Source organism: Gammaproteobacteria bacterium, assembly GCA_035501935.1.
Lineage (GTDB): Bacteria > Pseudomonadota > Gammaproteobacteria > JAJPIJ01 > JAJPIJ01 > JAJPIJ01.
In genome coordinates this window covers 46,079-66,347 of sequence record DATJVC010000033.1, presented here as the reverse complement: position 1 = coordinate 66,347, position 20,269 = coordinate 46,079, and the positions used below count along the sequence as shown (strand labels likewise).

At 60.1% G+C, this 20,269-nt stretch carries 15 protein-coding genes; 5 read left to right on the top strand and 10 right to left on the bottom strand.

The features are described 5' to 3' along the window. Positions 1–17 precede the first annotated feature (17 nt). The 3 genes from lolD to VMH34_09005 are packed head-to-tail and all read right to left on the bottom strand — an operon-like array spanning position 18 to position 3,218. Positions 18–704 (bottom strand): lipoprotein-releasing ABC transporter ATP-binding protein LolD, encoded by a 687-nt coding sequence (gene lolD, locus VMH34_09015; GenBank protein ID HTT08912.1) that lies wholly within the window; start codon positions 702–704, stop codon positions 18–20. Beyond that, positions 697–1,947, bottom strand: coding sequence for a lipoprotein-releasing ABC transporter permease subunit (locus VMH34_09010; protein HTT08911.1), 1,251 nt, complete (start codon positions 1,945–1,947; stop codon positions 697–699). The genes lolD and VMH34_09010 overlap by 8 nt, the downstream gene beginning before the upstream one ends. Before the next feature lie 23 nt (positions 1,948–1,970). Beyond that, positions 1,971–3,218: a lipoprotein-releasing ABC transporter permease subunit gene (locus VMH34_09005; GenBank protein HTT08910.1), complete on the bottom strand. Its 1,248-nt coding sequence runs from the start codon at positions 3,216–3,218 to the stop codon at positions 1,971–1,973. A gap of 59 nt (positions 3,219–3,277) precedes the next feature. Between VMH34_09005 and tsaB the strand changes: the two genes are divergently transcribed. From tsaB to VMH34_08985, 4 genes are all read left to right on the top strand, one after another. Then, positions 3,278–3,982, top strand: coding sequence for a tRNA (adenosine(37)-N6)-threonylcarbamoyltransferase complex dimerization subunit type 1 TsaB (gene tsaB / locus VMH34_09000; protein HTT08909.1), 705 nt, complete (start codon positions 3,278–3,280; stop codon positions 3,980–3,982). Continuing rightward, positions 3,979–4,641: a class I SAM-dependent methyltransferase gene (locus VMH34_08995; GenBank protein ID HTT08908.1), complete on the top strand. Its 663-nt coding sequence runs from the start codon at positions 3,979–3,981 to the stop codon at positions 4,639–4,641. The genes tsaB and VMH34_08995 overlap by 4 nt, the downstream gene beginning before the upstream one ends. Before the next feature lie 377 nt (positions 4,642–5,018). After that, the gene (locus VMH34_08990; protein ID HTT08907.1) at positions 5,019–7,883 is read left to right on the top strand and encodes a ribonucleoside-diphosphate reductase subunit alpha; all 2,865 of its coding nucleotides are present in this window, start codon (positions 5,019–5,021) and stop codon (positions 7,881–7,883) included. Positions 7,884–7,896: 13 nt separating this feature from the next. Beyond that, a complete protein-coding gene (locus VMH34_08985; GenBank protein ID HTT08906.1) occupies positions 7,897–9,132 on the top strand; it encodes a ribonucleotide-diphosphate reductase subunit beta in 1,236 nt (411 codons plus the stop codon). Between the two features lie 337 nt (positions 9,133–9,469). Here VMH34_08985 and htpX read toward each other — a convergent pair whose 3' ends face one another. Beyond that, the gene (htpX, locus tag VMH34_08980; GenBank protein HTT08905.1) at positions 9,470–10,363 is read right to left on the bottom strand and encodes a protease HtpX; all 894 of its coding nucleotides are present in this window, start codon (positions 10,361–10,363) and stop codon (positions 9,470–9,472) included. A 170-nt stretch (positions 10,364–10,533) separates the two neighbouring features. After that, positions 10,534–12,783 carry a DNA topoisomerase IV subunit A gene (parC, locus tag VMH34_08975; GenBank protein HTT08904.1) on the bottom strand — a complete coding sequence of 750 codons (2,250 nt, stop codon included), beginning with the start codon at positions 12,781–12,783 and terminating at the stop codon, positions 10,534–10,536. A gap of 179 nt (positions 12,784–12,962) precedes the next feature. On the opposite strand from parC, the gene VMH34_08970 reads away from it, so the two are divergent. Then, positions 12,963–13,427, top strand: coding sequence for a protein tyrosine phosphatase family protein (locus tag VMH34_08970; GenBank protein ID HTT08903.1), 465 nt, complete (start codon positions 12,963–12,965; stop codon positions 13,425–13,427). Here VMH34_08970 and VMH34_08965 read toward each other — a convergent pair whose 3' ends face one another. The 5 genes from VMH34_08965 to VMH34_08945 all read right to left on the bottom strand — a co-directional run bounded on the left by VMH34_08965 (position 13,428) and on the right by VMH34_08945 (position 20,265). Further along, the gene (locus VMH34_08965; protein ID HTT08902.1) at positions 13,428–14,537 is read right to left on the bottom strand and encodes a methyl-accepting chemotaxis protein; all 1,110 of its coding nucleotides are present in this window, start codon (positions 14,535–14,537) and stop codon (positions 13,428–13,430) included. It abuts the gene before it with no gap. 248 nt (positions 14,538–14,785) lie between these two features. Further along, positions 14,786–17,506 carry a glycosyltransferase gene (locus tag VMH34_08960; protein HTT08901.1) on the bottom strand — a complete coding sequence of 907 codons (2,721 nt, stop codon included), beginning with the start codon at positions 17,504–17,506 and terminating at the stop codon, positions 14,786–14,788. 330 nt (positions 17,507–17,836) lie between these two features. Further along, positions 17,837–18,346 (bottom strand): formaldehyde-activating enzyme, encoded by a 510-nt coding sequence (gene fae, locus VMH34_08955; protein HTT08900.1) that lies wholly within the window; start codon positions 18,344–18,346, stop codon positions 17,837–17,839. 117 nt (positions 18,347–18,463) lie between these two features. Continuing rightward, positions 18,464–19,351 (bottom strand): triphosphoribosyl-dephospho-CoA synthase, encoded by an 888-nt coding sequence (locus tag VMH34_08950; protein ID HTT08899.1) that lies wholly within the window; start codon positions 19,349–19,351, stop codon positions 18,464–18,466. Next, the gene (locus VMH34_08945; GenBank protein HTT08898.1) at positions 19,348–20,265 is read right to left on the bottom strand and encodes a RimK family alpha-L-glutamate ligase; all 918 of its coding nucleotides are present in this window, start codon (positions 20,263–20,265) and stop codon (positions 19,348–19,350) included. Before VMH34_08945 ends, VMH34_08950 begins: the two co-directional genes overlap by 4 nt. Between the last annotated feature and the right edge of the window lie 4 nt (positions 20,266–20,269).

Genomic DNA, 20,269 nt, shown 5'->3' with positions numbered 1-20,269 from the left:
GCATCGCCGGCGGCAATTCAGAGTTTGTGCGGGCGCAACCTGCCGCCTTCAAGCATTAACACCCGATCCATCTGTGCGGCCAGTTTTTGATCATGCGTCGCCACGACCAAACTGGTCTTGAGTTTCTGATTCAATTCCAGCATCAGGGCAAACACCTGCCCGGCGGTGTCGCGATCGAGGTTGCCGGTGGGTTCATCGGCCAGTACGCAGGTGGGCGCATTGATCAACGCGCGGGCGATGGCGGCGCGCTGTCGCTCGCCGCCGGACAATTCGCCGGGTTTGTGGGCCAGGCGCCCGCCCAGCCCCACCCGTGTCAGCATCTCGGCGGCGCGCGGGGCCGCGTTCGCCGGCGGCTGGCCGGCGATCAAAAGCGGCATTGCAACGTTCTCCAGGGCGGTGAATTCCGCCAGCAGATGGTGAAACTGATAGACGAAACCCAGTGCGCGGTTGCGCAGCCGCCCGCGTTCATCGTCGGGGAGCGCGCTCATCGACAGCCCCAGGATCCGTACGCTGCCCGCCGTCGGCACATCCAGGCCGCCCAGAAGGTGCAGCAGGGTGCTCTTGCCCGAGCCCGAGGCGCCGACGATCGCCACCCGCTCTCCGGCGGCAACTTCCAAATCGACGCCCATCAGCACCGGCACCCGCAGCGGGCCGTCGATGAAGGTCTTCTGCAACTCCCGGCAAGACAGGACGACCTCACTCATAACGTAATGCCTCCGCAGGCTGGGTGCGGGCCGCGCGCCAGGCCGGGTAGAGCGTCGCCAGAAAACAAAGCAGGCCACCCACCGTCAGCACCACGCCAACGTCCGGCCAGCGCAGATCGGAGGGAATGTCGCTGATGTAGTACACCGTTGGATCGAACACCTTGAAGTGCAGCGACTGTTCCAGCGTCCGCATGACCGCCGGAAGATTCCATGCCAGTACCACGCCCGCCGCGCCGCCCAGCAGCATGCCGAAAGCGCCGATCACCGCTCCCTGGGCGATGAAAATCTGCATGACCTGCCGCGTCCGCAGGCCCAGCGTGCGCAGGATGGCGATATCGGCCTGCTTGTCGATGACCACCATGACCAGCGTGGCGACGATATTGAACGCCGCCACCGCCACGATCAGCGACAGAATGATGAACATCATCACCTTCTCCGTCTTCAACGCGTTGAAGAAGCTCACGTGCTCCTCGGTCCACGGCACGGCGCGGTAACGGCCGTCGGCGACGGCATTCAGGGCCGCGGCCACGGCCGGTGCGGCAAAGGCGTCGTCAAGCTTGAGCCGCAGCCCGCTGACACCCTCCGGCAGACGAAACAGCCGCGCCGTATCCTGCATGTGCGCCACCGCCATCGCAGTGTCATATTCCTGCGTCCCGACCTCGAACACGCCGACCACGGTGAACCGCCTCGAGCGCGGCAATATGCCAGCCGGCGTGGCAACAGGTTGCGGCGAGATGACCGTCACCTTGTCGCCCACATTGGCGCGCAGTGCCCGCGCCAGGCCCTCGCCCAAAATGATCCCGAACCGGCCGGGGGCAAGATCCTGCAATTTCCCTTCCACCATCTTGTCAGCAATGAATGTGGCCTGCGATTGTTCCGGCAGGATGCCGCGCAACTGCACACCATTGATGTAGCCCGCGTGTACGATCATGGCCTCGCCCTGCACCTCCGGCGTGATCGCCTGCACCCGCGGCTGCATTCGCAATCGATCCTGCAAATTGCGCCAATCGGACAGGACCTCCCCCTCCGCGGGCGGACGCACCCATACGTGGGCCGTCATGCCCAGGATGCGGCCGCGCAATTCCTTCTCGAAGCCGTTCATCACCGACAGGATCACGATTAGCGCCATGATGCCGAGCGTCACACCCAGGAGTGAACTGAACGAGATGAAAGAGATGAACCGGTTGCGGCGCCTGGCACGCAGATAACGCAATCCGATGCTGACTGGCAATGACAGGTGCATGCAATGCTTAACCGGGATGGACGTCATTCATAACGCAAGGCCTCCGCCGGCGGCGAGGCGGCCGCACGCCACGCGGGATAAATAGCGGCCAGCAGGCAGAGCACCAGTGCCGTGATTACGATCACAGTGACATCGAGCCCATGGATGTCCGACGGCACCCGGCTCAGGAAATAGACGTCCGGCGGCAGAAAACGCATGTGCAGGGATTCCTCGATCCCATGGGCGATGTCCTGTATGTGGCGGGCGAGATAAATGCCGCCGAGACCGCCGGCCAGCGCGCCGGCGCCGCCGATAATCATGCCCTGGGTGATGAACACCATCATCACCCGCCGCCGGGCCAGTCCCAGGGTGCGCAGGATGGCAATGTCGGCCAGCTTGTCGCGCACCACCATGACCAGCATGGACACGATATTGAAGGCCGCCACCAGCACGATCAGCAGCACGATGATGAACATCATCGACTTCTGACTCTTCAGCGCCTTGAAAAAATTGACGTAGAACTGCGTCCAATCTGCGACGATGTAATCATCGCCCAGCGCCTGCGACACCGCGTCTTTCAGCACCGGCGCCGCCAGCGCGTCGTCAAAGCGCAGCCGCACGCCACTGACGCCGCGCCCCATGTGGAACAGCGCCGCGGCATCGTCCAGATGCATGAGTGCCAGCGTTGAGTCGAATTCATACATGCCGACGTCGAAAATGCCGGCGACCGTGTAGCGCTGCAATTCCGGGATGATCTCATCCGGGCTGCTGCCGGGCTGCGGGGCGACCACGTTCAGGGAGTCGCCTACGCGCGCGTGCAGTTTCTCCGCCAGCGCCCGGCCCAGTATCAAGCGACGCGAGCCCGGCGTCAGATCCGCGAGCCGCCCCTGCGTCAGATGATCGCCGATTACGGAAACACGCTCCTCCATGCCCGGCATGATGCCGTAGATCACGATGCCATTGACGCTGCCCGCGTGCGTGATCATCGCCGCGGAGCGTATAAACGGCGCGGCGCCGGTGACGTGTGGCAGTCGCGACAGGCGCTCCGTCAGCGCCGGCCAGTCGGAGATGACGTGCACACGCCGAAATACGGTGGCATGCGCCAGCACGCCCAGGATGCGGCGGTGCAGTTCGCGCTCAAACCCGTTCATTACCGACAACACGACGATGAGCGCGGCCACCCCCAGGGCCACGCCCAGCACCGAGGTGGCGGAGATGAACGAGACGAAATGATTGCGGCGCCGGGCGCGGGTATAGCGTGCTCCTATGTAAACCGGCAGGGGGCGGAACATGGACGGGAATTATACGTGAGCAGGGAAAGCTTTGCGGGAAGTTATGGAATAATGACGGCATGAGTGCGGATGCCGTCAACGTTCTGGCCATCGACACCGCCACCGAGGCCTGCTCGGCGGCGGTGCTGACTGACGGCGCGATCCATGAGCGTTTTGAGATCGCGCCGCAGCGCCATGCGGAGTTGATCCTGCCCATGATCGAAGCGGTGCTGGCGGCGGCCCGGCTGCGGTTGCGGGATATGCACGTTCTTGCCTTCGGGCGGGGACCCGGCGCCTTCACCGGCGTGCGCATCGGCACGGCGGTCATGCAGGGAATCGCGCTCGGCACCGGCTTGCGCCTCGTGCCGGTGTCGTCCCTGGCCACGCTGGCTTGCGACTGCGGGGAGGCCGGCGATATATTTGTGCTCGGTGCTTTCGACGCCCGCCGGGATGAAGTGTATCTGGGCGGATATCAAATCCGGGAACATCAGACGACAACGCTGCTGCCGGAGCAGGTCTGCGCGCCGGCCTCGGCGCCCGCGCTGCCGCCGGGAACCTGGGTGGGTGCCGGTTCCGGATTCGCCGCGGCGGACGGTCTGTTGGCCCGGCATTGCGGACAGGCCTTGAAATCCGTAATTCCTGACCGCTTTCCCCGTGCCCGCCACACGGCGTGGCTGGCGCGGGGATATTATCTCGCAAACGACATCGTGGATGCCGCTGAGGCCCTGCCCTCGTATATCCGTGATGAGGTGGCCCATGCCCGCGCCGCCGGGGGATCGCCATGAGCAACAAGACCATCACGCTGACCGGGCCGCTCCATGACTATCTGCTGGCGGTCTCGCTGCATGAACCGGCGCTGTTGCGCGAACTGCGCGAGGAAACAGCGCGCCTGCCGGAGGCGAACATGCAAATTGCGCCGGAACAGGGCCAGTTCATGGCTCTGATGGTGAAGTTGATGGGTGTGCGCCGGGCGCTCGAGATCGGCGTGTTCACCGGTTACAGCGCGCTGTCCGTCGCCCTGCACCTGCCGGCAGACGGCAGGCTCATCGCCTGTGATGTCAGCGAAAGATGGACCGCCATCGGCCGGCGTTACTTTGCGCGGGCCGGCGTGGCGGGGAAAATCGACCTGCGCATCGCCCCCGCACTCGACACGCTGGGCAAATTGCTGGCGGACGGACAAGGCGGTGGGTTCGATTTCGTCTTCATCGACGCCGACAAGGAAAATTACATTGCCTACTACGAGGCCTGCCTGCAACTGCTGCGCCCCGGCGGTTTGATCATGGTGGACAACGTGCTCTGGGATGGCAAGGTCGCTGATCCCGGGCAGAACGACGGTGCGACCTGCGCCTTGCGCGCCTTCAATGCCCACGTGCATGCCGATGATCGGATCAAGTTGAGCATGTTGCCATTGGCGGATGGATTGACGCTCATCTTGAAATTATGAAAAACCACAAGCTTTAGTAATCCACCGACCTGGGACCGGGATTATTCACAGTTGTTTCTATTTTTTCTGTAACCATTCTGTAACGCGGGTTGGCATTAGTTATCCCCAAGTTGTCCACTCGACTTCCCCAAACATATTGAATCTAATATATTCAGAATAATACACAACATATTGTGGTTAAAAGGATAGTTGACCGCATTAGATTGTGGTGCTATGTTACCTTTCAGACTGCTTTCAAGCAGCATAAATACCAAATTCCGGCCGGGTCCGCCGTTTCAAATCGGGGAAGATCGCACTTGGCGGGCCGGCAGAAGTTATAAAAATTTCAAGGGAGAAAGCGAGTTATGGGTTTAGATACCGCAACTGCCCGCCCCAAGATGGCGACCACAGTGACGGGGCAGACCACCGAATTGGTGGACCAGACCTTAAACCTGAGCATACCCAGCGATACAGAATTGAGTGCCGTGACCCCGGGTCAACACCGGGTCATCCGCCGTAACGGCAAGTTGACCACCTTCGATCAGAACAAGATCACGGTGGCCTTGACCAAGGCCTTCCTGGCCGTGGAAGGCGGCAGCGCCGCCGCCTCGACCCGCATCCATGAAACCGTCCAGGCCCTGACCGATCAGGTGGTGCGCGCCATCACCCGGCGGCTGCCCGGCGGCGGCACCGTCCACATCGAGGACATCCAGGACCAGGTGGAACTGGCGCTGATGCGCGCCGGCGAACACAAGGTCGCGCGCGATTATGTGTTGTACCGTGAGGAGCGCAATCGCGCCCGTGCCGCGGAAAAGGCCGAGGCCGAGGCACAGCGGGCGCCGTCCCTGCGCGTAACGCTCGCGCAAGGCACCCAGACGCCGTTGGACGAAGCGCGCCTGGAGCGGCTCGTGCGCGAGGCCTGCGCCGGCCTCACCGAAACCCATCCGCAAGTGGTGATCGAGGAAACCAAACGCAATCTCTTCGACGGTGTCGCCGAAAAGGACGTCGCCAAGGCGCTGGTCATGGCCGCCCGCACCTTCATCGAAAAGGAGCCCAATTACTCCTATGTCGCCGCACGATTGCTGCTGGACAGCCTGCGACATGAGGCGCTCTCCTTTGTGTTCGACCGGCCCATGGTGGCCACCCAGCAGGAAATGGGCGAGCGTTACGGCGAATATTTCAAGGCCTACATCAAGCGCGCCACCGATTTGGAGTTGATGGACAGGCGTCTGTGCAACTACAACCTCGACACGCTGGCCAACGCGTTAAAACCCGAACGCGATTTCCAATTCACGTATCTGGGACTGCAAACGCTGTACGACCGTTACTTCCTCCATAGCAAGGGCATGCGCTTCGAACTGCCGCAGGCCTTCTTCATGCGCGTGGCCATGGGGCTGGCCATCAACGAACTGGAGCCGGAAAAGCGCAGCATCGAGTTTTACGACCTGCTCTCCTCGTTCGATTTCATGTCGAGCACGCCGACCCTGTTCAATTCCGGCACGCTGCGGCCGCAGTTGTCGTCCTGTTATCTCACCACCGTGGCGGACGATCTGGACGGCATTTTCAATGCCATCAAGGACAACGCGCTGCTCTCCAAGTACGCGGGGGGGCTCGGCAACGACTGGACGCCGGTGCGCGGCATGGGCGCCCACATCAAGGGCACCAACGGCAAGTCGCAGGGCGTGGTGCCCTTTCTCAAGGTCGCCAACGACACCGCCGTGGCCGTGAACCAGGGCGGCAAGCGCAAAGGGGCGTTGTGCTCGTATCTGGAGACCTGGCACATCGACATCGAGGAATTCCTCGAGCTGCGCAAGAACACCGGCGATGACCGCCGCCGCACCCACGACATGAACACCGCCAACTGGGTGCCGGACCTGTTCATGAAGCGCGTGATTGAGAATGACGAATGGACGCTGTTCTCCCCGGATGAAGTGGCGGATTTGCACGACCTCGTGGGCCAGGCCTTCGAGGAACGCTACCAGTATTACGAAGACAAGGCCAGGCGCGGCGAACTCAAGAACACCAAGAGCCTGCGGGCCGCCGATCTCTGGCGCAAGATGCTGGGCATGCTCTACGAGACCGGCCATCCCTGGATTACGTTCAAGGACCCCTGCAATCTACGCTCGCCGCAGCAGCACGCGGGCGTGGTGCACAGTTCCAACCTCTGCACCGAGATCACACTGAACACCTCCAGCAGCGAGATCGCCGTCTGCAACTTGGGCTCGGTCAATCTCGCCCAGCACATCAAGGACGGTCAGCTCGACCTGCCCAAGCTGGAGCGCACGGTGCGCACGGCCATGCGCATGCTGGATAATGTCATCGACTACAACTACTACTCGGTGGCCACGGCGCGCAATTCCAATCTGCGCCACCGGCCCGTGGGTCTGGGCATCATGGGGTTCCAGGACGCCCTGTACCAACTGCGCATTCCCAACGAGTCCATGGAGGCGGTCGAATTCGCCGATCGATCCATGGAGGCGGTGAGTTTCTGCGCCATCATGGCCTCGACCGAACTGGCCGAGGAACGCGGCACCTACTCCAGCTACCAGGGCTCGCTGTGGAACAAGGGCATCCTGCCCATCGATTCGATCCGCCTGCTGGAGGATGGTCGCGGCGGTTATCTGGACGTCGACCGCGCCTGCACGCTGAACTGGAGCGCCCTGCGTGCGCGCGTTCAACGCGTGGGCATGCGCAATTCCAACACCATGGCCATCGCGCCGACCGCCACCATCTCCAACATCACCGGAGTGGTGCAGTCCATCGAGCCGACCTACCAGAACCTGTACGTCAAATCGAACCTGTCGGGCGAGTTCACCGTCGTCAATCCCTATCTGGTGCGCGATCTGAAGAAGCTCGGATTGTGGGACGAGGTCATGGTGAATGATCTCAAATATTACGACGGTTCGGTGTCGCCTATCGATCGCATCCCCGATGACCTGAAGAAGCTCTACGCCACCGCCTTCGAGATTGACCCGCGCTGGCTGGTCGAGGCGGCCGCCCGTCGCCAGAAGTGGATCGACCAGGCGCAGTCATTGAACCTGTACATGGCCGAGCCCAACGGCAAGAAGCTCGACAATCTTTACAAGCTGGCCTGGGTGCGGGGGTTGAAAACCACCTACTACCTGCGCTCCATTGGTGCCACGCACGTGGAGAAGAGCACGCTGGCCGAGGGCAAGCTGAATGCGGTGAAAAACGACGCGGAAGCCGAACCCGCGCCGAAGACATGTTCAATCACCGATCCCGACTGTGAATCCTGTCAGTAGGAGATACCCCATCATGCTGAATTGGGAAGACCCGATTAACGCACTGAAGTCCAAGCTCAGTTCCGTTTTCCATCCGCAAGTAGCTGCGGATGTGGCTACTGCCCTCACCGCCGGGGACGCCGTCTCGCCCACACGGGCGCGTACTGAAGTACCGCCCGTTCCGGAACAGGCGGCCGCAACTTCCACGGAGGTCCACGGCCTCACCGGCCTGGAGGAGGTCGAGTTTGGCGCCCACCGCCTGTCGGTCGACGACAAGCGCATGATCAATTGCCGCGCCGACGTCAACCAGCTGGTGCCCTTCAAGTACCAATGGGCCTGGCAGAAATATCTTGACGCCTGCTGCAATCACTGGATGCCGCAGGAAATCAACATGAACGCCGACATCGCCCTGTGGAAGGACCCGAACGGCCTGACCGAGGACGAGCGCCTGATCGTCAAGCGCAATCTCGGCTTCTTTTCGACGGCCGACTCGCTGGTCGCCAACAACCTGGTGCTGGCCGTCTACCGCCACATCACCAACCCCGAGTGCCGCCAGTACCTGTTGCGCCAGGCCTTCGAGGAGGCGCTGCACACGCATGCCTATCAGTATTGCGTGGAAAGCCTGGCGCTGGATGAGGCGGAGGTATTCAACACCTACCGCGAAATCTCCTCGGTACACGACAAGGCGTCATGGGCCATGCGCTTTACCGACAGCCTGGGTGATCCGAACTTCCATACCGGCACGCACGCCGCCGATCAACGCCTGCTGCGCGATCTGATTGCCTTCTATGTCGTGTTCGAAGGCATCTTTTTCTACGTCGGCTTCGTGCAGGTGCTGTCCATGGGCCGCCGCAACAAGATGACGGGTGTCGCCGAGCAGTTCCAGTACATCATGCGCGATGAGTCGATGCACATGAACTTCGGCATCGATGTCATCAATCAGATCAAGATCGAAAATCCGCAGCTATGGACAGCGGAATTTCGCAATGAAATGCTCGACCTTATCCGCGAAGGCGTCGAACTCGAGGTACGCTACGCGCGCGACACCATGCCGCGCGGCGTGCTGGGCTTGAACGCCGGCATGTTCGAGGAATACCTCCATTTCATCGCCAATCGCCGCTGCGCACAGATTGGCCTGCCCGAGCAATATCCGGGCGCAACCAATCCGTTCCCGTGGATGAGCGAATTGATTGACTTGAAGAAGGAGAAAAACTTCTTCGAGACGCGCGTTACCGAGTACCAGACAGGCGGCGCTTTAAGCTGGGATTGACGGGGGCACCTCTCCTCTCCAGCTTCACAAGTGCCGTCTCCTTATGCGCCCGCGCCCGCGGGCGCTTTTTTTTGAATAATCAATTTTCTCTGAATAAGTCCCTCCCGGACTTTTCAGAGTCGGGAAACAAGAAGGCGCCCCCAGACTTATGGCCGCGGAGTGGCTCTTTCAGGCAGGGGAGCAGCGGCTGCGTTTAGGGTCGAACCGGGTTGCTGGCGGCTGCTCTCGCACCACAAGGCAGTCACCGCATCGCAGCCGCGCTTTTGTTTCCCTCCGTTGCTGCGCAACGCCGGTACACCCTTCTACCGGAGACCCAGACTTTTTTCAGAAGTATGCCTTAAGCTGCATTGCGCAGGGCGGCGATGCGTTCCTCCAGTGGCGGATGGCTCATGAATAGACGCATCAGACCGCCGTCACGGGCGCCGGAAATGCCGAAGGCGGCCAGTTGCTGCGGCAGATGCGGCGGCTCATAGGCCGCCTGCAGCCGCTCCAGGGCGGCGATCATTTTTCCACGGCCCGCGAGCCGGGCGCCGCCGGCATCGGCGCGAAACTCGCGCTGGCGGCTGAACCACATCACGATGATGCTGGCCAGGATTCCGAACACCAGTTGGGAGACCATCACCGTCAGCCAGTAACCGGCGCCATAACCATAACCCCGGTTGTCGCCGCGTGACAGCGCCTGATCGACGATGAAGCCGACCACGCGCGAGAGGAAAAACACGAACGTGTTCAGCACGCCCTGGATCAACGCCATCGTCACCATATCGCCGTTGGAAACGTGGGTGATTTCGTGACCCAGCACCGCCTCCGCCTCATTCTGATCCATCTGTCGCAGCAGGCCGGTGCTGACCGCCACCAACGCGTGGTCACGATTCATTCCGGTGGCAAAGGCGTTGATATCGGGGCTGTCGTAGATGGCCACTTCCGGCATGCCGATGCCGGCGGCCTGCGCGTGATGCGCCACCGTTTGCAGCAGCCACGCCTCGCTGGCGTTGGACGGCTGCCCGATGACCCGCGCGCCGGTGGACATCCTGGCCAGGAACTTGGACATGGCCAGCGAGATGAACGAACCGGTCATGCCGACCACGCCGGCCACCGCCAGCAAATTCATCAAATCGATATGGACGCCGCGCTGATACAAAACGCCTTCCAAGCCCAGCACTTTGAGAACGAAGGAGATGACCACCATCACCGCAAGGTTGGTGGCGATGAATAAAAGCAGACGTCGCATTACGATTCCCTCACGAAGAAATTGGTTAACAATTAGATGGGGGTTCCATACTTACGTTTCAACGGCTTAAACCGGTGGCAGGGATGAATATACCTCCATTAATCTTAATGAAATTTACACGGTAATATATTGATAAATATATATTATTTAAAATACATTAAAGTAAAATATCAGTCACATACCTCCAATTTCTCAGCACGCCTATAGCCGCGCGGCAATTTGTTGCCGCGCCGGCCTCGCGGGCCGCGAAACGCCGCCAGATCTGCGGCCTTGAGCGTGACCCAACGCTGACCGGAATATATCTTGAGACTCTTATCCTCGGGGATTGCCATCACTGCAACGAGTCCGTCTTCGCCCCTCGATAAGGCATCGGGTTTGATGCTGATCAGTTTCAACCCCTTGCCCTTGTTCAGAACGGGAAGTTCCTTGACAGGAAACAGCGCCAGACGCCCTTCCTTCGATACCGCCGCGAGTTCGTCCGTTTGAAAGGCCTGCACGGGACCGGGGCAGGCCACGCCGGCGCCCGCTGGAACTCTGAGCACGGCCTTGCCTGCCTTGTTTTTGGCGTAGAGTTCTTCGAGCTTGGCTACAAAACCATATCCCGCACCACTCGCCAACACATAAAGCGCATCAGGATTGCCCAGCATCACGCCTGAGAAACTCGCCCCATCCGGCGGGGTGAGCCTTCCCGACAGCGGTTCTCCGAGTCCACGCGCCGACGGCAGGCTGTGGGCGGGCAGCGAATAGCAACGACCGGTCGAATCTATGAACACCGCCATCTGGTTGGACCGGCCGCAGGCATGGCCTAAATAGCCATCGCCCGTGCGGTAGCTGAGTTCGGCGGGATTGATTTCGTGCCCCCTGGCAGCGCGCACCCAGCCCATCTGCGACAGCACCACCGTCACCGGCTCGGCCGGTATGAGTTCGGATTCATCCAGTGCCTGCGCCTGCTCGCGCTGGACGATGGGAGAGCGCCGTGCATCGCCGTATTTTTCCGCATCCGTTTCGATCTCCTGCCTGACCACTGTCTTCAGGCGCGACCGCGAATCCAAGGTTTTCTTCAAATCGGCTTGTTCGGATTTCAGATCCTTTTGCTCGCTACGAATCTTGATTTCCTCAAGTTTTGCCAGGTGCCGCAACTTGAGATCGAGAATGGCGTCGGTCTGCTCGGCGCTCAATTTGAAGCGTTTCATCAACACCGGCTTGGGTTCGTCCTCTCTGCGGATGATGGCGATGACTTGATCGATGTTGAGGTGGGCGGTCAGCAAGCCATCGAGGATATGCAGGCGCGCGGTGACTTTTTCAAAACGGTGCCGCAGCCGCCGCTTGACGGTCTGCAGCCGCCACTCCAGCCATTCGGCGAGCAGCGACTTGATGTCCTTGACCTGCGGCAGGCCGTTCGCGCCGATGACATTGAGATTGACGCGGTAGGATTTTTCGAGATCCGTGGTGGCAAATAAATGCGCCATCAAGGCCTCAATATCGACACGGCTGGAGCGCGGCACCAGCACCAGCCGCGTCGGCGTTTCATGATCGGACTCATCGCGCAGGTCTTCCAGCATAGGCAGTTTCTTGTCCCGCATCTGCGCCGCGATCTGCTCCAACACCTTGGCGCCGGAGGTCTGATACGGCAAAGCGGTTATGACGATGTCGTCGCCCTCCGCTTCATACACCGCGCGCATGCGCACCATGCCATTGCCGGTTTCGTACATTTTCCGCAATTCATTGCGCGGCGTGATGATCTCGGCGCGGGTGGGGAAATCCGGGCCTTTGATCTGCTTGCACAACTCACGCGCGGTCGTGCCGGGCTGTTCAAGCAGCAGGATGCAGGCGGCCGCCACTTCGCGCAGGTTGTGCGGCGGAATATCAGTCGCCATGCCGACGGCGATGCCGGCCGCGCCATTCAGCAAGACATTCGGCAGCCGCGCCGGCAGCAGTTTTGGCTCCGTCAGCGTGCCATCGAAGTTCGGGACCCACTCCGTCGTCCCCTCCCCCAGCTCGCTCAACAGCAACTGTGCGTAAGCCGTGAGCCGCGATTCGGTATAGCGCATGGCCGCGAAAGACTTGGGATCGTCCATGGATCCCCAGTTGCCCTGGCCGTCGATCAATGGGTAGCGATAGCTGAAATCCTGCGCCATCAGCACCATCGCCTCGTAACAGGCGGAATCGCCGTGCGGGTGGAACTTGCCGATGACATCGCCTACCGCGCGCGCGGATTTTTTGAATTTCGCACCGGCAGCGAGCCCCAGTTCCGACATGGCGTAGACAATGCGACGCTGCACCGGCTTTAACCCATCAGCCAGATGCGGCAGCGCGCGGTCAAGTATGACGTACATGGAATAATCCAGGTACGCCCGCTCGGTGAATTCATGCAGGGGTTTGCGTTCCGCCTGGTCGAACAAGGACAATGTAGTGCCCATGAACGGTCAACCCGGTAAATTTGAGAGAATCATGGGGTCGGCTCTGCCGGCTGTGGGGTGGGGATTCAGGTTACTGATGCTATTGCACAAAGTAAAGAATTTATGCTGGCGACGATCGCGCTCAAAGGCAACCGTCATAAATGGCTGACGTAAAGCCCCCGGTTTTTTTACTTTGATTTATGAGCGGAACACAAGTCACAGACATCCACAATTACCGGGCGGTGGATTCAAGACTGTCCACATCCGGGCAACCGACGGAAAGACAACTTGCGGCTGCGGCGCGCGCGGGCTTCTGCGTCATCCTCAACCTCGCACTTCATGACGATCCCCGCTATTCCCTGCGGGATGAGCCGGGTTATGTCAAATCACTGGGCATGGAGTACATACATATTCCAGTTCAGTTCGATGCGCCCACGGAAAATAATCTGCTGGCCTTTTTTGCGGCCCTGGAGAAACATCAGGGACAAAAAATATTGATGCACTGTGCGGCCAATATGCGGGTGACTGCGTTTCTGGGCCTTTATCAGGCCATCAAACAGAATAAATCCGTAGAGGAAGCATTTGCCTTGATGAAGACTGTCTGGGAACCCAATCCCACATGGCTGTCATTCATTGCGGCGATGCTTGCGAAGCATCGAGATTGACTAAAGACCGTCGTCTCCCAGGATCTCGCGGAAATTGACATCGATGGCAACCACGCCCATAACCCGTCCATCCTTCCCGCTGAAGGTGGCGGAGGCGGTCAGGCAGAATTCATCCGTGGCCGCCGAACGATAAATCTCGGAAAGATATACCCCGTCCGTACGCACTGCGCCGCGAAACCAGGGGCGTTGCGACCAGTTTTTGTTCAGGCCGGAAGTTCCATAGGCCGCCTGAAAATCCCTGCGGGAGATATTCTCGGTAACCTGGACGCCACGCGCATCGGTGGCATACGCCAACTCGACGAACGGGCAGCGTTTGACCGCCAGGCGCAGAACACTCGCCTGCCGCCCCGGATCATCGGATCGCATGCCGTAGTCGGCCCGCAGCTCTTCAACCAATTCCTCGACGCGGTTGTGCGCCTGCAGCCGGAACGCGCCCACAGAACTGATCATTTGCTCGCTCAGCTCACGCAGGCTCAAGCCGAGTTTGTTCAATTCGCGCGCCTCGTTGGCCTGGCGGGAAGCACTCACGTCCGCCTCATCCATGCACTCGAGCAACCACGCCAGGCCACGGCCATTCCCCCTCTTGTCGAGCGATTCCCCGCCCCCCTCCTCCAGACCGATGGCTTGGGCGGTACGCAGGGTGTTTTCCTGAAGACGCTCGACCTTCTCCTGCACATCCTTCGTCGCCGCCGCGGCATTTTCGGAAAGCATGCGGATTTCCTTCGCCAGCACCGCAAAAGCCCGTCCTTCCTTGCCCGCGTGCGCCGCCGCGATGCTGGTATTGATGGCAATCATGCGGGTCGCATTTGCGATGCTGCGGATCATCGAACTCAGATCGCCAATTTCGCGCGTTGAAATCCGCAGTTGACGCACGGTCTGGTCGAGCGTGGTGGTCATCTCGCGGGTCATGTTGACGATATTGCGCACGTGATTCGCCTGCCGTTCGGCCTCGGCCTGCCGTCCCGCCGCCATTTCACTGAGTTGCGGGGCAACCTGCGAAAGTCCGATCGTGGCGTGCGCGAGCTGCAGTATGGCGGTATCCTGCACCGGCTCGGTGCGCTCCGCACCAATCATGGGAGTATCGGCAATCAGTAAATTCAGATTATTCAATTTGTTTGATCCCAACGAAATGTCGACGCCAGGATACAGAGCAAGTTACATACCAAAATTTTTCACCGGCGGTCGGAATAAAATTTCTCAAAATTGTGTTACGTAGTCGTGACGACCGGGGAAATTAATGATGAAAAACGAATAATAAATGGCATTAATCGTTGACGCCCGCATACACAGCCGCTCTATTGTGAAAGACATCACAAAGAGCGAATGCGTCATCGTGGGGCGTCAAACGGATCCATGCATCAATTTGTAGCGCCTGCTGGCGCCATGGCCGGCCGCGGAACGGAGGCGGATTTTTCCGCCGGCCGTAGAACGCTTGTTACACCCATCAGGACCGCGGCAAGATTGGGCACCGCCTGTACCAATAGGACGGCCACCCAGCAGAGAATGTCTGCGCCATCAGCGCCGAATACACGGATGACCGTCACCGCCGCCAAAACGAGCGCCAGCGCAATCATGCCCTCTTCACGAGCCATCGCCAGTCCCTGCAACCACGCCGCACGGCCCTCCATCTTCGGCGTGCGCAGGAACGGACGACTGCGGGTAATGAGGCCGGTGAAAACCGCCCGGGCGATGCTGTGCGTCAATGACATGCCGGCCACGGCCGCGCCCAACCGCTCGCGCCAGCCGCATTTTACCCGCGCATCATAGAGCATGAGATTGTGAAAAATCTTGAACACAAAAACGCCCACCGTCGGTATTAAAAAATCCTCCAACGGCAGTTCCATGCTGCGCGGCGCAACCAGCATGCCGACGGTCCAGAACAAACCGGCCACCGTGAACACGAGCTGCAGCGCGTCGGCAAACCAGGGCATCCAGCCGCTCACAAAATGGAAACGCTGTCCCAACGTGAGGCGGCCAACGCCGGGCAGGAACAGTTCCCGCCAGTGTCGCTTCAGAATCTGCACCGCGCCGTACACCCAGCGGAAACGCTGGTTCTTGTAGGCACTGAAACTCTCAGGCACCAAACCGCGGCCGAAGACATGATTGACGTACACCGCCTCGTGACCGCGGGTGAGCAGACGCAGCCCCAGTTCGGCATCTTCGCAGATGCACCACTCGCCCCAGGCGCCTGCACGCCACAGGGCCTGTTTGCGAATCATCGTCATCGTGCCATGCTGGATGATGGCGTTGCGCTCGTTGCGTTGAACCATGCCGATTTCAAAAAAGCCGTTGTATTCCCAATTACACATGGTCTTGAATACGCTGTCCCGCCAGGCGCGGTGGTCTTGCGGCGCCTGCACGAAGGCCACTTCGTCATGCTCGAAGTAAGGCACCAGTGATTTCAACCAATCCGGCGTGACGACGTAATCGCTATCGACGACGCCCACGATTGCCGCCGCGGGATCGGTGTTTCTCAAGGCAAAGTTCAGCGCCCCGGCCTTGTACCCCGGCCAGTTCTCGAGATGGAAAAAGTGGAAACGTTCGCCCAGCCGTTCGCAATAATCACGTACTGGCTGCCAGATCGCGGGGTCTTTTGTATTGTTATCGATCACCAGCACTTCATAATCCGGGTAATCCAGCCGGGCGAGACCGGCCAAGGTCTCGAATACGACTGCCGGCGGTTCATTGTGGATGGGCAGATGCAACGAGACCCTGGGTAGCACGGACATCGGCGCCGCGGAATATGCCTCGAAGTGACGCCGCAGCCGCCGGGGCCAGATCATTTCCGCCATCTCCAAGCCGTTGATGAGCATCACCACCAACAACAGCAATTGTGCGGGGAACAGCAAATACCATATCCACAAGCTGAAGTCGGACAATTCCTTCGTATGCGGCAATAGCGAGGTCCATATCGCCGCCGCCGTCGCTGTTTGCAGCAGCAGCGCGAAAAAGAGACGGCCGCGTAGTTTCAGATCGGTGCGTTGCGCCGCAAACCACAGGATCGGCAGCAAAGCCAGCAACACCGCCGCAAAGGCCTTGGAACGCCAGTCCTTGTCGGGAACAAGCGCGCCGGCCAGTGGATATTTGGATTCGCGGTCGGCGTTGAACATCCCCCAATGCGGCCCGACCGCGCCCTCATCGACCTTTTTCCAGGGCTGATCGAAGGCCTCCATGATGAAATACTCGACGTGCTGGCGTTGCGCCTCCTTGATGAAATCGCGTGCAAAACTTGCGGCGTTCACCAGCGAGGGCCTGGCCGGGCCGAGACGCGGTCCGCTGCTCGGCCATCCCGTTTCGTCGATGACCACGGTCTTGCCGGGGAATCGTTTCTTGACGACCTCATAGCGATCCATGACCCAATCCACCGATTTCTCCACGGGCACTTTTTCCCAATATGGCAGCACGTGGATGGCGATAAAGTCCACGGACTTCGCCAGTTCCGGGTGTAGCAGCCATTGATCCCATGTTTCGGCCGTGCTCACCGGCTGGTGCAAACGTTGACGCGCATAACGCAGATACGCCGACAATTCCTTCACCGTCATGTCGCCGCGCAGCAGCGTTTCGTTACCGATAATCACGCGCGTGACATTAGGATAGGTCTCGGCGTTGCGGATCAGGTTGTTGTACTCCTTTGCATTGTTTTCCCTGCTACGGTTGAACCATGCGCCCGCCGTGACCCTGAGACCGTACTTCTGCGCCAGGCGCGGCACCGCCTCGAAACCGTGCGTGGAGGAATAAGTGCGGATGCTGTTGACCCGATCCCGGAGCATGGCAATGTCGGCTTCCAGCTCCCGTTCGGTGGGGTAGGTTTGCGTGTAAGGATTCTGATCCTTCTGATAGGCGCTGAAGGACACGCCGTGAATTTTTCCGTTCCAGTCGACAATGTCGACCGGGCGGTTGAAACTGCCCCACAGGGTGACGGTGGCTGCCGCCATCAACAACGCAATCAGCAGCGCCTGCAGCCAATCCAGCCGCGCGCGTGTCACCCGCCCATGCATTGGTCCGGACAGCGGGAGCAGATCGGTGATGACTGATGGGGGCGGCGCCATTTCCTGCGAGGACTGCGAATCTGCTTCCATGGTTAGACCAGCACTCCTTAAGTAAATATTCAAACCCTGTAATGATGCGATGCAAAAAATGTGCGCAATTTTATATAAGCTGTTGAATTTTGTCGAGAACACTGAAGCGAAACATGGATGACAGGCGCTGCATATTACAGGTGGGGATTAAACCTGAACTGAATTAGTTCACTACGGCGTGAAACACGCTCAATACTGGTGCTTTTGGGCGCTTGTCGTGTCGGCTCAGTATCACACCCCGATTCCGGACACTGAAAAAAATCGCCCCGGGCGGGCCGGGGCGATCAGGCATGGGTTCAACCAGAACCCTGTTATTGTTGTTATAGCAAATCAGACATGCGCGGCAAACGGATGCGCGGTCTTCTTCTTGGCGATCACCTCGGAAGCCTTCGGCTCGCGTTTGACGGCGCGCTTGATGGATTCCTTGACGGCCTGATGATTGAAGTCCTGAATCTTCTTGTCGTCGGCGGCCATCCAGTGGATGAACACGCCAACGCAGATGAAGATATCGTCCGCTTCGTTTGCCGGGATGGTGCCGTCTTCCACGCACTCGGTGACGGCCATCGCCACGGCGCGTTGTGCGGGCCCGAACATCTGGGTGGCCTGCTTGGCGCCCTTGATGGTCACCTTGTTGAACATCACGGTGCTGGGTTTGGCGGCGAGATTGGGGGATACGACCGCGAGCAGAGAGGTGAAGCCGTCCTTGTTGTTAACCAGGGCGTTGCAGAAAGCTGCCTCCGCCGCACTGCCGCGAGGTCCCATAATCAGGTCGATGTGGGCAATTTCATTGCCGTCGCCGACCAGTGATTCACCGACTAGTACACGATCTACCACTGCCATGGTTCTACCTCCTCTTGAGTCTCCAGTAGATGGTTGCCAGACAAGTGCTTTGAATATAGACATCGCTTGTCACCTTGTTGCATCTTTTTCGATTGGGATGGACCCGACCGTTTTTAGTTACTTATGTCCGCCACCGTCGTGCGACGGGGCTTCTTTCAGGAAAGTCTGCAATCGGCAGGCGGTCCAACTCGCCACAGTGAGGTCGGCACTGGTGCCCGGATTGTATCCTCCCTGTTTCAACTTGTTATCAAAACTCAACAGCTTATTATAGGCTGTGGTCGAATTCTCGCACGCTTTGAAATCAGTTTCCACTCCCGCGGCCTCCTGCCGCACCATTTCCGCCACCTCCCGCCCATATTTGCGGCAGATGTGGGTATCCGGTATCCGGGACAGAAAGGCCAGATAGCATGCCACCGCCCCCCACTCCCGCCCCCATCCCCTCGCCCAGCCTTCCTTCAGGGCCGTTACCCCAAGGGTAAAAATGTCTGCATAATCTTGGGCATATTGGCGGGCAATCTGGTCCCGATCCGCAGCCAGTTGCATGGCCTCAAGCAGCGTTACTTCCGGTTCCATGCCCACGTCCTGCTGCGAGTGGTGCCCCAGACCGGCGGGGCTGGCCTGCCTGATGGCCCGGTAGGCGGCAGCGGCATCCGTCTGCGTCAAGGCGCGCAATACCCGCCCTAGACGTTCCTGAAAGTCGTCCGTGGAAAACCGTAGGAGGGCCGCCTGGGCCAGTGGGGCCAGCAGGAGAACAATGCCGAGATTGGTATTGCAACCCACCTGCGCCATGGTCAGGTCAACCGCCTGTTCGATGCGCTGCCCGACGGTCAAATCAGGGCGGGCCAACACCGGGGCGACCAGATCGGCGCTGTGGAGAAAGTGCTCCGCCTGCATGCGATGCCCTGCGGAATCGACACTGACGTTGCCGGGCTTGAACGCCTGCACATCGGCATTACAGGCCTCCCGGACCACGGCCTGCACCTGATCCGGCGACAGCGACTTCACGTCACCGCTTGCAACCCGGTCACTGGCGCCATGCGGCTGAAGAAATGATCAGCCAGTCGCGCGGCGATATCGATGCCCGCCACCGACTGCAAACCTTGCCAGGCGGGGATGCTGTTCACCTCGGTGATGGTGTAACCGCCATCCGCGAGCGGCATCAGATCGACGCCGGCGTAATCGATGTCGATGGCCCGCGCCGCCGCTTCGGCCAACTGTGTCAACGTCCCGTCCAATGGCAGCGCCTCGCAACGGCCGCCGCGCGCGCGGTTGGTAATCCAGTGATGGGCGCTGGAGCGCCGCATCGCCGCCACCGCCACGCCGTCGATGACGAATACCCGCACGTCACACCATTGCTCGGCCAGTTTTTCCTGAAAGGCCTGCAGATAATAAACACCCTGCAAACCTTCGCGGTCCTCGAGATCGGCGACCTTTTCAATCAATCGCACGCCGGTGCCTTGCGAGCCGAACAGCGGCTTGGCCACCAGTTTGCGCCCACGCGCACATTCCTTGAGCACGATGGCGCGCGCCTGCGGTTCCGATTCGCACACCCAGGTCTCCGGCGTGGGCAGCTGCGCGCGCTTGAGCAGAAAGCTGGTCATGGCCTTGTCGACCGTGCGCTCGATGGCGCGGGGATGGTTGTAGATCAAGATACCGAGTTCACTCAAGGCATGCAGACAATCCAATCGCAGGATGACCTGTTCCAGCGTGCCGCCGGGGATGCCGCGCACGAATACGCCGGCAGGCGGTTTCTTGAATCCCGGCAGAAGCACGCGCGGCTGGGGGCCGCTCAAGTCCAGCCGGCATTCCGTCGAAGACACGTACAAGCCCTGCCGGCCTCGGGCGGCGAAGGCCCGCTTCAACTGTCGGCCGTGCCAGCCCGGTTCATCCGTGATAATCGCAATATGTGGCTCGATCATCACA